General features: G+C 52.4%; 12 protein-coding genes and 1 riboswitch. Of the genes, 6 read left to right on the top strand and 6 right to left on the bottom strand.

Going from position 1 to position 12,652, the window contains the following annotated elements; genetic code table 11:
* Positions 1 to 48: 48 nt before the first annotated feature.
* Positions 49 to 774, top strand: coding sequence for a FadR/GntR family transcriptional regulator (locus tag F556_RS0110200; protein WP_020616845.1), 726 nt, complete (start codon positions 49 to 51; stop codon positions 772 to 774).
* Between the two features lie 64 nt (positions 775 to 838).
* Here the strand turns inward: F556_RS0110200 and F556_RS0110205 are convergent, their stop codons facing one another.
* From F556_RS0110205 to F556_RS0110225, 5 genes are all read right to left on the bottom strand, one after another.
* Positions 839 to 3,019 (bottom strand): exosporium glycoprotein BclB-related protein, encoded by a 2,181-nt coding sequence (locus F556_RS0110205; protein WP_020616846.1) that lies wholly within the window; start codon positions 3,017 to 3,019, stop codon positions 839 to 841.
* Positions 3,020 to 3,128: 109 nt separating this feature from the next.
* Positions 3,129 to 3,443: an alpha-helical endospore appendage domain-containing protein gene (locus F556_RS0110210; protein ID WP_020616847.1), complete on the bottom strand. Its 315-nt coding sequence runs from the start codon at positions 3,441 to 3,443 to the stop codon at positions 3,129 to 3,131.
* Between the two features lie 2 nt (positions 3,444 to 3,445).
* Positions 3,446 to 4,549 carry a glycosyltransferase gene (locus tag F556_RS0110215; RefSeq protein ID WP_020616848.1) on the bottom strand — a complete coding sequence of 368 codons (1,104 nt, stop codon included), beginning with the start codon at positions 4,547 to 4,549 and terminating at the stop codon, positions 3,446 to 3,448.
* 55 nt (positions 4,550 to 4,604) lie between these two features.
* A complete protein-coding gene (locus F556_RS0110220) occupies positions 4,605 to 5,486 on the bottom strand; it encodes a hypothetical protein (protein WP_211222558.1) in 882 nt (293 codons plus the stop codon).
* A complete protein-coding gene (locus tag F556_RS0110225; RefSeq protein WP_063824367.1) occupies positions 5,458 to 5,778 on the bottom strand; it encodes an alpha-helical endospore appendage domain-containing protein in 321 nt (106 codons plus the stop codon). Before F556_RS0110225 ends, F556_RS0110220 begins: the two co-directional genes overlap by 29 nt.
* 263 nt (positions 5,779 to 6,041) lie before the next feature.
* Between F556_RS0110225 and F556_RS0110230 the strand changes: the two genes are divergently transcribed.
* The 5 genes from F556_RS0110230 to F556_RS0110250 all read left to right on the top strand — a co-directional run bounded on the left by F556_RS0110230 (position 6,042) and on the right by F556_RS0110250 (position 12,152).
* Positions 6,042 to 7,133, top strand: coding sequence for a tetratricopeptide repeat-containing glycosyltransferase family 2 protein (locus tag F556_RS0110230; RefSeq protein WP_020616851.1), 1,092 nt, complete (start codon positions 6,042 to 6,044; stop codon positions 7,131 to 7,133).
* A complete protein-coding gene (locus tag F556_RS0110235) occupies positions 7,130 to 8,695 on the top strand; it encodes a glycosyltransferase family 2 protein (RefSeq protein WP_020616852.1) in 1,566 nt (521 codons plus the stop codon). The genes F556_RS0110230 and F556_RS0110235 overlap by 4 nt, the downstream gene beginning before the upstream one ends.
* Positions 8,692 to 9,579, top strand: a complete 888-nt coding sequence (locus F556_RS0110240) for a hypothetical protein (RefSeq protein WP_020616853.1) — start codon at positions 8,692 to 8,694, stop codon at positions 9,577 to 9,579. Before F556_RS0110235 ends, F556_RS0110240 begins: the two co-directional genes overlap by 4 nt.
* Positions 9,576 to 11,024, top strand: coding sequence for a class I SAM-dependent methyltransferase (locus F556_RS0110245; RefSeq protein WP_020616854.1), 1,449 nt, complete (start codon positions 9,576 to 9,578; stop codon positions 11,022 to 11,024). Before F556_RS0110240 ends, F556_RS0110245 begins: the two co-directional genes overlap by 4 nt.
* A gap of 95 nt (positions 11,025 to 11,119) precedes the next feature.
* Positions 11,120 to 11,236: riboswitch (yybP-ykoY riboswitch) on the top strand.
* A 94-nt stretch (positions 11,237 to 11,330) separates the two neighbouring features.
* Positions 11,331 to 12,152 carry a TerC family protein gene (locus F556_RS0110250; protein WP_020616855.1) on the top strand — a complete coding sequence of 274 codons (822 nt, stop codon included), beginning with the start codon at positions 11,331 to 11,333 and terminating at the stop codon, positions 12,150 to 12,152.
* Positions 12,153 to 12,229: 77 nt separating this feature from the next.
* Here F556_RS0110250 and F556_RS0110255 read toward each other — a convergent pair whose 3' ends face one another.
* Complete coding sequence (locus F556_RS0110255) at positions 12,230 to 12,607, bottom strand: LytR/AlgR family response regulator transcription factor (RefSeq protein ID WP_020616856.1); 378 nt, start codon at positions 12,605 to 12,607, stop codon at positions 12,230 to 12,232.
* Between the last annotated feature and the right edge of the window lie 45 nt (positions 12,608 to 12,652).

Below are 12,652 nucleotides of genomic sequence, written 5' to 3' on the forward strand. Positions count from 1 at the left end.
AAATATAGCAATAGCAAACAGGAATTGGGATGGGAAAGGAAGATGATCATGGATACGTCAGGCCAACGCCCCTTAAAAAATAGCGAATGGGTAGCACAGGATGTGCTGAAACAACTGGAGGCAGGTGAGCTGGCTCCGGGAGACCGTCTGCCGTCTGTCGTCGATCTGGCTTCGCAATATGGGGTGGGCCGTTCAACGATCCGGGAAGCGCTTAGCGCCATCAAGGCGATGGGCAGGCTGGATATCCGCCAGGGTGGCGGCACCTTTGTCAAGGCTGCGCCAACCGAGCCGACTCATCCGGCCCAGCTTCAGCCGGAAGATTGGCTGCACCGCTCTCGCTCGCTGCTTCATATTCTCGAGGTCCGGCAGGTGCTGGAGACGGGAGCTGCCATGTTGGCTGCCGCCAACCGCACCACTGCACAACTGGAAGAGATGCTCCATACCTTGCGGGCAATGGAACAAGAGCTCGGAAACGAACAATTCGGCGAGCAAGCCGACGTCCGTTTTCATTTGCAGATTGCAGCAGCGACGGGAAATCCGGTCATCATCGATCTTATGGGCTCGCTCTCGGACCGTCTGCATGAGAGTATGAAGGATACGCGGGCGCTCTGGTTCTACTCCGAGCGCTCAACTTCAGAGCGGCTGCTGCGCGAGCACACGGCCATCTACGAGGCCATTGCTTCCGGTGATGGCGGCGAGGCCAGCCGACTGATGGGACTTCATATTGCCAAGGTCAAGCAGGTGCTGGATGAAAAAGGCGCGGCCGCAACGTAAAATGAATGTAAAGAAGGCGATGTAGGGTCATACCCATACATCGCCTGGAGAGTGAAAAAGATTATTAGGCTATCGTAATTCCGCCACTCGCATATCCGGTAGTAGTCGTGAGCACTGCCAAACCAGTTGTTGTTGCAGAGAAGACCAATACCAAACGAGATTGTGCTACAACTGGAATACTAAGACCTGTCGTGATGCCATTACGAATCGTACCCAGACTGACGATGCCAGTCAGAGGCGCCAGATTGACTAGCGCGCCTGCGACAGGCGCAAACGAGTTGGTTGGCGTTGGGCCAGGCGTCACGAATAATTGAGCGGTAATATTGACCGTACCCAAGGCTAGCGTCAAACCTACCGTGGTACTAAAGAAGGCTGCAATAGAGGTAATCGTCCCATCTCTTGGAACCGAGAACGCAAAGTTGATGATTGGTCCAGCAACAGTCCCTGTCAGATCGATGAGACCGCCTACCAAGCTAATACCTGTCGCACTGCTGCCGAATCCCACTAAACTCGTCGTTCCAGCAAGTCCAGAGACAAGAGAAGTGAGGATGGCAGGTCCGCCAGAAGCAAATGGAATAATTGCACTTTCTCCGGTAGGCCCGGTAGCGCCAGTGCCACCTGTGGCTCCTGTTGCTCCTGTTGCTCCTGTTGCTCCGGTTACGCCTGTTGCTCCCGTTGCACCGGTTACTCCTGTTGCTCCGGTTTCACCTGTGGCTCCTGTGGCTCCTGTCGCTCCTGTTGCTCCTGTCGCTCCCGTGGCTCCGGTTTCGCCTGTCGCTCCCGTTGCACCGGCCACGCCTGTCGCTCCCGTTGCACCGGCCACGCCTGTCGCTCCCGTTGCACCGGCCACGCCTGTCGCTCCCGTTGCACCGGCTACACCTGTCGCTCCCGTGGCTCCGGTTTCGCCTGTGGTTCCGGTTGCTCCTGTGGCTCCCGCGACACCCGTTGCTCCGGTTGCTCCGGTTGCTCCTGTGGCTCCGACTGCTCCTGTCGCACCGGCTACACCTGTCGCCCCCGTGGCTCCTGTCGCTCCTCTGGGTCCAGTGTCCCCTTCTTCTCCTGCCGCTCCTGTGGCTCCCGCGACACCCGTTGCTCCTGTCGCTCCTGTCGCACCGGCTACACCCGTCGCTCCCGTGGCTCCGGTTTCGCCCGTTGCTCCTGTCGCACCGGCTACTCCTGTCGCCCCCGTGGCTCCGGTTTCGCCCGTCGCTCCCGTGGCACCGGCTACACCTGTCGCTCCCGTGGCTCCGGCCACGCCTGTCGCTCCCGTGGCTCCGGCTACACCCGTCGCTCCCGTGGCTCCAGTTTCGCCCGTTGCTCCTGTCGCACCGGCTACACCTGTCGCTCCCGTTGCTCCGGTTTCACCCGTTGCTCCTGTCGCACCGGCTACACCTGTCGCTCCTGTTGCTCCGGCTGCTCCTGTCGCTCCTGTCGCTCCTGTTGCTCCGGCTACACCTGTCGCTCCTGTTGCTCCGGCTGCTCCTGTCGCTCCTGTTGCTCCGGCTACTCCTGTCGCTCCCGTTGCTCCCGCTGCTCCTGTCGCTCCTGTTGCTCCGGCTGCTCCCGTTGCTCCTGTGGCTCCGGCCGCTCCTGTGGCTCCTGTGGCTCCGGCCGCTCCTGTGGCTCCCGTGGCTCCTGTTGCACCTGCGATTCCAGTCGGTCCTGTTACATTACGACTCTCAATCGCGACATTTGCCGATCCTTGCGTTACGATGATATCCAATGTGTCAGAGAGGAAGGTTACGTTCTCTCCAATGCCTACTGTTGCTGCCCCTGTTGGACCAATGACATTGAACAAGACCGTACCCGGATCAAATGTCCCTGTAGGCCCGGTTGCACCCGTGGCACCAGTAAATCCAGTTGGCCCAGTAGGCCCTGCAGGTCCCGTAGGTCCAGGAGGACCTCCAGATGGACCTGTTGGTCCGGTGGCCCCAGTCGGACCGATTGAAATTGGCGTAGACAGAATACTTTCCAGCTTGTTTTGCAGCAGCCATTCTTTTTTCGTTAACTCACGAATCGTGTCCCTGACGCTTGCATTGACGTTAAGGATGTCACTTATCGTCGCAGGCGGTCCCGTTAAACCCGGAAGCGTCCCTAGGATATACTGGAGCTTTTCTCCTTCGGCATTGATAATGTGACTGAGTCCCAATTCCTCCAACGCAATCGATGACAGCAACAAGTTAACGGCGTCATCTCTGGTGATTGTAATCACTGGCGTTATATTGGGGATATTGGATTGTGACATAGGCTAGCCTCCCACCATGAAAAAGTAGCATTGATTAGCTTTCACACCATCAATGCTATACTGTATGAAGCTTCCATTCGTGAGGTGTCTAATTTCCGCGACTTGTCCCTTAGTTGCTCTTCTCCAATAATTCAAGTACATTGGCAAATTTAATCTGCAGCAAAACCTCCTTTAATACGACATCCTGCAACGTTAATCGCACTGTCTTGTTCACCTCAAGCAACTGACTGATTGATACCGAGGAAGGGGGTGTCGTACTCGAATGAAGCGTGCCGAGTACGTATTGAATTTTCTCAGCCTCCGCATTCATAATATGGGCCAATGCCATTTCTTCCAGTGCTATGGAAGAGAGCAGCATCGTCGCGCTCTGCTCGCGCGTTACAGTAATTGTCGGCGTAATATTCGGTATGTTCGCCTGGGACATCGTTACCTGCACCCCCTTTCTTCTTCTGCAACTTGCAATGTGTTGAGCGCTTGTGCCGCTTGTTCGAATTGCGGGTGCAGCTGCAGGGCAGCTATATAATCAGCACTCGCTTCATTTGGCAGACCCATATGTTCCCGGCATTGCCCGCGATAATAGTAAGCGAAGAAGCTGCCTGTTCCCCTCATGGTCAGATGATGGTTGCAAGATTCTCCGATTGCGATGCATTCGCTAAACGTCTGCGCCGCTTCATCATACTGCCCAAGCAGGAATCGGGCCATTCCTTTGTAAAAGTAAAGATCTACATAGTCCGGATAAATACGGATCGCCTTGTCGATTGCAGGACATATTTTGGCGGCATAACCCGCTTCCAGCAAGGTCGCATATTTTAGCTTGTAGACTATCGAGGGTGGCAACTGACCAGCCGCGAGGAATCGGGCGATCGCCAAATTGACGCTACCAAGTGCCGCTTCATATTTTTGCAATCCCATCCATTCACTTGCCAGATGATAATCAATCCACGGGCTATAGGATTCGTCCTCCTTCTGTCGCAACAAGATCTCCAGATTTCGCTCTGTTTTCTTCTTGCTGTGTTTCACCTCATCCATATATCCGTAATGAAAAATGCGGACAGGCAGTGTACGAATAGCCGCTACTGTGCCAAGGACCGCCTCGGTATTTAATTGTTCATGAATCGGTTGGGAGAAGCAGAACCCCCGTCCATTGCGGATAAGCCGATGATGTGCAATGTGATAGGCTCGGCTGGAATCAGGCGGGGCGGCTCCATAATAATTAATCAATTGAATGAGTAGAAGGGGATCTTCACTAACCGAGATGCCCTCCCGCAACGCCGGACCGTCTTCAGGAGCCAGCTCCTCATCTGCATCCATCCATAGAATCCAGTCTCCTGTCGCGTGCGCCAGACTCACATTTCTTGCTTTTGCAAAATCATTCTCCCATTTGTAATGAATGACGTTGGCACCATAAGATGCAGCAATCTCAACACTGCGATCGCTGGACCCGGTATCGACAATCACCATTTCATCGACATAGGACGATACGCTGGACAAACAACGCCCCAACCATTCCTCCTCATTTCTTACAATCATGCACAAAGTAAGAGACGTGCCGATTTCATCCACCTCCCTTCATCATAAGATTTCGCTATTCTACGGAACGACGCCAATTTCTGCTCTGATTCAGAAGCAGAGGCTTGGTACGTACCTTTCCCGCTGAATGAGTTGCCTGTCGCCCTTCTGGAACTAACCTTGGCATCAGATTATCTGAGAAATTAAGCTCCGATTGCATGTCACTTAATAGATCGCCTGGTGCAGCAGGAGTTTGTGTTCTTCCCCCTGTGACTTCAGTCTGTTCAATGCTTGAATGTATACGATTGGGAATCTCCGGAACAGAAAATCGGATCACAGGCCGGTTTAATGTCCGCGGCGTTAACCCGATCTGAGAACTAGCGACATCGCGCACAGCGCGCTCATCCGCAGGCTTATTATTCGTAGCCTTACCGACAGCCAGAGTGGTTTCCGTGCTGCCTATTGAGATTCGAATGGTGCGAGGGTCAGACAGCGGATGGACAGACGAATTCGCTCTCTGAGGTGGAATGAATTGGGGTGCAGCGCGGTTAACTGACTGTGAGTTGAGGTTTACCTCCGGTTTTTGTGGTTGCATGCCTCCGTGAATCCGAGGCTCGTTCCGAAGCTTCTGAATCAGATTATGGATGGCATCTGTTCGTTTTGTCAGCTTACGCCGCTCTAGTACATACTGTAAACGATCTGCCGCCTGACGGGGCTCGAGGGCTAACTCCAGCTTCACACTCAACAGTTCCGCATATTGTGCCAGCACGCGAAGGCGGGCCTGCGCGCCGGGACGCTGCAGCCCCTTTTTGCCAATCCCGTTATGAAGCGACTCAATGGCATGGAGATAGTTTTCAAAAGCCAGCTGCACATGCTCCAAGGCCTGGAGCACTTCAGTTCCCACAGTCCGATCTATTTCATCTATTCGTTCATTCCTCATACTCACAAATCTCTTCATGACTATGAATGTGGTAGTATTCGATCGTGCTCTCCATCTTGCGGAGCAACAGCCACTCCTTCATCACAATAACGTCTACCAGTTTGTGGGTCTGGCCGTTAAATTTCAAAATGAATTCATTGGAAGGACAACTCGGAAAATCAAGCTCCTTACCTACAAACGCCTGAATTTTTTCCGCTTCCGCATTGAGCAGATGAGAGATCGCCGTCTCCTCCATAGCGATGGATTTCAGCAGATCGATGACCACCTCGTCCTTGGTCGGTCGGAAGTGTTCTTCGGGAATGGTTGGCATACTCACTGGACGGGACCTCCTTTTTAACAGCTGACAATAACGGTTGGACAGAAGCCGATGCAGACGTGCCGACAGAAGAACCAGATTACACTTAGCCTATTGATGCTCAACTAGGGTTATGCCTGGCCAGTGTCAAGACCGATAATATTTCTTCCAAGGCCTGACCTATAAACATTCTCTGGTAGGAGACGGAATATAGATGCTCTAGCATGACATTTCATTGTCTCGTGGAGGGTGTGCGATTGATTTCAATAAGCTTGTGTATGATTGTAAAGAATGAAGAAGGCGTACTGGCCCGCTGTTTGGGCTCTGTAGGCGCCGTGGCCGATGAGATTATCATTGTCGATACCGGTTCAACCGACCGTACAGTCGACATTGCGCGGCAGTTTACCGACCGGATTTTTCACTTTGAATGGATCGATGATTTTGCCGCAGCTCGCAACTATGCGTTTTCCCAAGCTACAAAGCCTTATATTCTATGGCTTGATGCGGATGACATCCTATTGAAAAAGGACAAGGACAAACTGCTGGAGCTTAAAACCTCCCTTGCCCCGGAGATCGATTCGGTATCGATGCTCTACAATTTGAGCACCGATGAATTTGGCAATGTCAGTTTTAGTCTGCGGCGAAACCGACTCGTTAAGCGAAGTCGCTCGTTCCGCTGGATCGGTCCGGTTCATGAGTATCTGGAAGTTGGCGGCAATATCTTCAGCAGTGATATCGCCGTAACGCATGTTCCCGCCGACGGAGACACGGATTCTGATCGCAATCTGCGAATCTATGAGAACCGGCTTGCCGCAGGAGAACGATTCTCGGCAAGAGATATGTATTATTATGCGAATGAGCTCAAGGATCATGGACTGTTCGTCAAAGCCATCCGGATGTATGACCAGTTTCTTCACAGTTGCCAAGGCTGGGTGGAAGACGAGCTGGCCGCGTGCGGCAAGCTCGCTGACTGCTACCTGGAGCTCGGTGATCGAAGGCTTTCGCTAGAGTCTGCTTTGCGGTCGTTTCAGTATGGAACGCCACGGGCTGAGGCGTGCTGCCGGGTAGGCTACCATTATCTGGACGAAGGCGATGTCGCTGCGGCAGTTGTGTGGTACCGGATGGCAACGCAGCTACCACAGCCTGATAGCTGGGGATTCACCAACCCCGCATGCGCTACGTGGCTGCCTCATCTTCAGCTATGTGTCTGTTATGATCGGCTAGGTCAATACGAGCTTGCTCATATACATAATGAGCAAGCCTTGAATTATAGACCTGCCGACACAAGAATGCTGGCCAACAGAGCCTATCTCGCAACCCGTTTGGCGAGCCGTCAAGCCGAAGCCCTTCAGGGAGGTGATACTGCATGACAGTCGAGGCTGGTACACGAGTGCTAATCGCATCTCCAATCCGCCAAACACCGGATATTCTGGAACGGTTTCTCCAATCCTTGAAGGGCTTGAGAACCGGAAATCTGGAGTTAAGCTATCTGTTCATCGACGACAATGACGATTCAAAGTCACAGCAAATTCTTCAGCAATTCATCCATTACTCCCAGCAAACCATGGTCCAATACGCTGCCAGCGCAGGCGAATATAAACGGGATGAGAATACGCATTACTGGAATGAGGAATTGGTCTGGAAGGTTGCTACCTTCAAGGACTCCATCTTGAACTATGCCAGGGATATGGGTTTCGATTACGTATTTCTGATCGACTCGGATCTTCTCCTCCATCCGGATACCCTGCTTCAGCTCGTCTCCGCCGAGCAGCCGATTGTTGCTGAAATCTTTTGGACCCGTTGGCAACCGGATGCTATGCCCCAGCCACAAGTATGGATGTGGGATGAATATAAGCAGTGGGAACAGATGCGCGGCGAAACCCTAACGGATGAGCAAAAAAACATCCGCTTTCTTCAGTTTATCGCCAAACTACGAGAACCAGGCTTGTATGAGGTCGGCGGCTTAGGGGCTTGTACGCTCATTCGCAAGGATGCTCTTCATCGGGGCGTGTCTTTCCGCCCGCTTCCTAACCTTTTGTTTTGGGGAGAAGATCGTCACTTCTGTATACGTGCCGCAGCACTGGATCTTCCTCTGTTTGTTGACACCAGGCATCCCGCTTTTCACATTTATCGAGAAACAGACTTGGCAGACGCAGATCGATTTTTGAGAGAGCATGCCGCTCGTCCGTCCGAAGAAACCAAACACATCAGCATCCATGCTGGCGACCGCCAGCGAAGCGGGATCACATTATCCATGATCTTGCGCAATGAGGAAAATCGGTATCTCAAGGATGTCTTGTCTGCCCACCGCGGCTTTATTGAGCAAGCGGTTATTATTGACGACGGCAGCACGGATCGGACCGTTGAAATTTGTATGCAAGCGCTTAGCGGCATCCCTGTTCGAATTGTTCACAACGCGGTATCCAAATTCACAAATGAGTCCGAACTGCGGCAGCAGCAATGGCAAGAAACCATTAAGGCTTCGCCGGAGTGGATTCTTAACCTGGATGGCGACGAGGAGCTGGAGCCGCGATTCGCCGAGGAGGCGCGCAGGATGACCAGTCAACATGACATCGATGTATACTGCTTCCGCTTGTATGACTTCTGGAATGATACCCATTACCGGGAAGACGAGTATTGGCGGGCCCACCGCACCTACCGTCCATTTTTGCTGCGGTATCGTAACAATTTCTCGTATCGGTGGAAAGAAACGCCGCAGCATTGCGGTCGTTTTCCGGACAATGTCTTCGACCTGCCGTATGAGCTGTCCGACTTGCGGATCAAGCACTATGGCTGGAAAAATCCAAATGATCGGCTTCAGAAGCTGGAACGCTACCGGCAGCTTGACCCGGATGCGCTCTATGGCTGGCGGGAGCAATATGAGTCAATACTGGATCCCGATCCCCGCCTCATTCCTTGGGATGTGTCATGACACCCGCGCTGCTTCCTTCCGGCTGCTCTGTCATCCACACACTCCCCTTGTTTATTAGAGAGGATTCGCTTCAGCATGATTTGGAGATGGTCATCGCCTGCTTGCATTCGCTGTCCGCATCCGCCGGGCGGCATGTTGTTATTTATAATCAGGGGTGTCTCACCCATACCGATTTGGCCAGAATCGCCAAGGATTGCGGCGTTGAGGCCCATATCCTGGGATCTGAACGAAATGTCGGGATAGCCCGCGCTAGGCAAGCCTGCTTTGAATATGTGTGGCAGACCTATCCAGATGTCGCCTACATCTCGGAAATTCATGTTGATATGCTCTTCCCTGCAGCATGGTATGAACCTCTGATTCGATTCCTGGATACCTCGCAGGAGCCGATGATATGCCCCGGCATTGTCACTTCTGCTGGTGAACTGCAGCCATTGGGACTTCGTGTCCCTCCTGCCACGGATGCCGAACAATGGCTGAATTTGCTCGCCTCACTGCCCCTCGGCGGCTTAGCCTACGGATTTGTCCATCCCGTCATCCATCGCAGCGAGGCTTTACAGGCCATTGGAGGCTACGATACCGGTCTTCTGCGCGGCAGGCAAGGCTACGAAGATGACAGCCTGCTGCTGGGCTATGCCTATTATATGGGTACACGCAACGAATGGAAGCCGCGCTGCTGCCTCCAGAGCTGGGTCTATCACGCAACGATGGCGCAGCGGATGTCGCTGCAAGGCAAGCTGCAGGACTTCGCACTCAATGAGCTGGGACTGTTTCACCTCTATGGCATCAATGGTCTGCGGGCTCTGGCCCGCTTGCACAACAAGCCTAATCTGTTCGACGAGCTGGTCCTCAAGTATATGCCGCTCACAGGAGGTCGTGAGGAATGAGTCAAGCGGATCAACAAAAACAAGTGTGGGATCAACTATGGCAAGCTGATGTATCTTATAATTGGGACCCTCTGAGTCAATCGATTTACAAAAAAATACGAGAAAGCTTGCCGGAGCCGGATACCAAGCTCGTCCTGGAAGCAGGATCGGGCACCGGGAAGATTTCGCTTCGCCTCGCAGAAGACGGCGCCGACGTCACCCTGGTGGATTATTCAGAGCCTGCTATCGTCAACAGCCAACGAGCTTTCCAAAAAAGCGGGCAATCCGGTCGCTTCCTCGTCGCTGATATTCGCGACATCCGGCTGCCGGACAATAGTATTGACTTGGTGTGGAACGCAGGCGTGCTGGAGCACTTCACCCGGGAGGAAAAGATCACGATTCTGCAAGAAATGGCCCGGCTCACCAAGCCGGATGGCACGGTCCTGATCTTTACGCCTTCCGCAAGATGTCTCCCCTATCTGGCTGGCAAGTATGCTGCCGAGCAGCAAGGAATCTGGATGTATGGTGTCGAAGAGCCGGTATGGTCGCTTCAGGAGGAGTTCACCGCCAGCGGGATTACTCTAATAGAAGAAACGCATATTGGATTTTCCAATAGTCTGGACTTCCTGGACTTCATCGGCGGATCGCATGCCGTCAAATCATGGCTAAGCCAATGGTATGCTTCGCTGTCCGATCAAGAACGGGAAGCCCATGCTGGCTATTTGCTGGTAAGCGTAGGCCGTGTGGGAGCTGTTCAGCCAGAAGCCCCACCTCTAAGTCCAGAAGTGATTAACAGCTCTCCCGCGCTATCCATCGACAGATTAATGCAAGCTCAGCTGATCTTGAGCAGCTATCATTCGGAGCTCCCTAACAGCCACTACCTCAATGCCTATCGAGAAGCTGAAGCCACATATTGGTTTCCTTTGCTACGTTGGCTGGATGCGCTGATTAAGCCTGGGGTAACCCATTTGCTTGATGTGGGTACTGCCTATGGTACGTTATTGCTGTATGGTGTCTTGGCGGGCGCAAAAGGTTATGGCCTCGATATGACTGACCAATATTGGTCGCATCAGCTCGAACGGGATTACGGCATTGGCTGGTCACGCTGCAACATTGAGTCAGACCCCATCCCTGGCACGGAGCTATATGATTTGATTTTGTTCACGGAGATTTTGGAACACATGAATTACAATCCCATTCCGGTATTCCAAAAATTCCATGAACGATTGCGCGAAGGCGGCAGCTTGTTGATTTCTACGCCCTGGAAACGTCATTTTGCTCCTAAAACCGTCTATAGCGACCTAGCAGAATTGCCTTATTATCAGCCCGGGGATGGGTTTATTGATGCGGAATTTAAATACTATACTGCTGATGAGCTGCTCGCTCTTGCCGAACAAACAGGTTACAGGACTCAATCGCTGGAGCTATTTAACGGACATCTTCTTGCTTGGCTGACCAAAGTGTAACCAGTTCACAGGGCTGGGCGGAGGATCGCTAAAATCCGCCCAGGCGGGTTCTTGACAAACCCTAATCCTCAGGCTAAAATAATACCAATCACATATTCTTCCTCAAAGGGGAGTAGCGTCCGGTACATATCCGGAAACAAAGTCGTCAATTCATGGATTTAACGATCCATCGGCTTTGTTGGCATGAATCGCTTGTTCTTTAACTCATGCTCAGCAAGACCTTTGCCTATAGTCGGCAGAGGTCTTTTTTATGTTCTGAGCCGACTATGGGATGAAGAAAATACAAGCCCCCACAGGAGGAAAAACATGGACGCAAGTTTGTTACTGGAGTATGGTTGGGTACTGCTCGTACTCATCGCACTGGAAGGGATCCTGGCAGCAGATAATGCACTCGTTATGGCTGTCATGGTCAAGCATCTGCCGGATGATAAGCGGAAGAAGGCTTTGTTCTATGGTTTGGCAGGCGCGTTTGTACTAAGATTTGGCGCGTTGTTCCTGATTTCGTTTCTCGTCAATGTCTGGCAGGTTCAAGCGATTGGTGCACTCTACTTGCTGTATATCTCAATCAATCACATCGTCAAGAAGTTTTTCCTGAACAAAGGCGATGAGCATGGCAAGCCAAAGAAAGAGTCCGGCTTCTGGATGACCGTAGTGAAGGTCGAACTGGCTGACTTGGCTTTTGCCGTAGATTCCATCCTTGCAGCCGTTGCGCTTGCCGTTACGTTGCCGGCCACTAACTTGCCGACGATTGGTGGTTTGGATGGCGGTCAATTCGCAGTCATCTTGGCAGGCGGTTTGATCGGTATCGTCATCATGCGTTTCGCAGCAACCTATTTTGTGTCACTGCTCAAGGAGCGGCCCAACCTGGAGACCGCAGCCTTCCTGATTGTCGGCTGGGTCGGTGTTAAGCTGGCACTCTACACCTTGGCACATCCCGATATTAACTTTATCGACAAACATTTCATCGAGTCGGCTACCTGGAAAATCTTCTTCTGGGCCGTATTGATCGGTATTGCTGTCGTCTCCTGGTTCCTCAGCGGCAAGCTGAAAGCGGAGAGCCCAGTTACTGATAAGGAAGAAAAGGTCGTCAAAGAAGAAGAACGAATCGTTGAAACGGGTGAAAAATAATTCAACCCACGATAAAAAGGCCTTCCCGATCTCCGAATACTACGGAGACCAGGAAGGCCTTTGTGCTGCTGGAGGGCTCACGCCCCGTTAGCTTGTGTGCGCACCGTAAGTCGTTTCAGTGCTTGTTTGAGTCTCGTTTTATCACAGGGCTTGAGCACATAATCCACAATCTGCTGATCAAACGCCCACAAGGCATAGTTTTTATTCTCCGTAACAACAACGATCTGAACGTCCGGGTACTGATCCTTAATTTGCTCGGCCACAATGATGCCATGCATATCAGGCAATTGAACGTCAAGGAAAAGAGCGTCCGGCTGAAGGAGACCGATGCTGTCGATCGCTTCATATGGACTCACGGTTTTGCCGATGACGGAGATGCCTTCCAATTGTCCCAATATTGTAGCAAGCTGGTGCATATCCCGTTCATTTGCATCCAACAAAAAAGCTTTGATCAACTGCTCCCCCTCCTTCACCGATAGAATATAACAGCGGCTGCTCGG

This window comes from Paenibacillus daejeonensis DSM 15491 (assembly GCF_000378385.1).
GTDB classification, from domain to species: domain Bacteria; phylum Bacillota; class Bacilli; order Paenibacillales; family Paenibacillaceae; genus Paenibacillus_D; species Paenibacillus_D daejeonensis.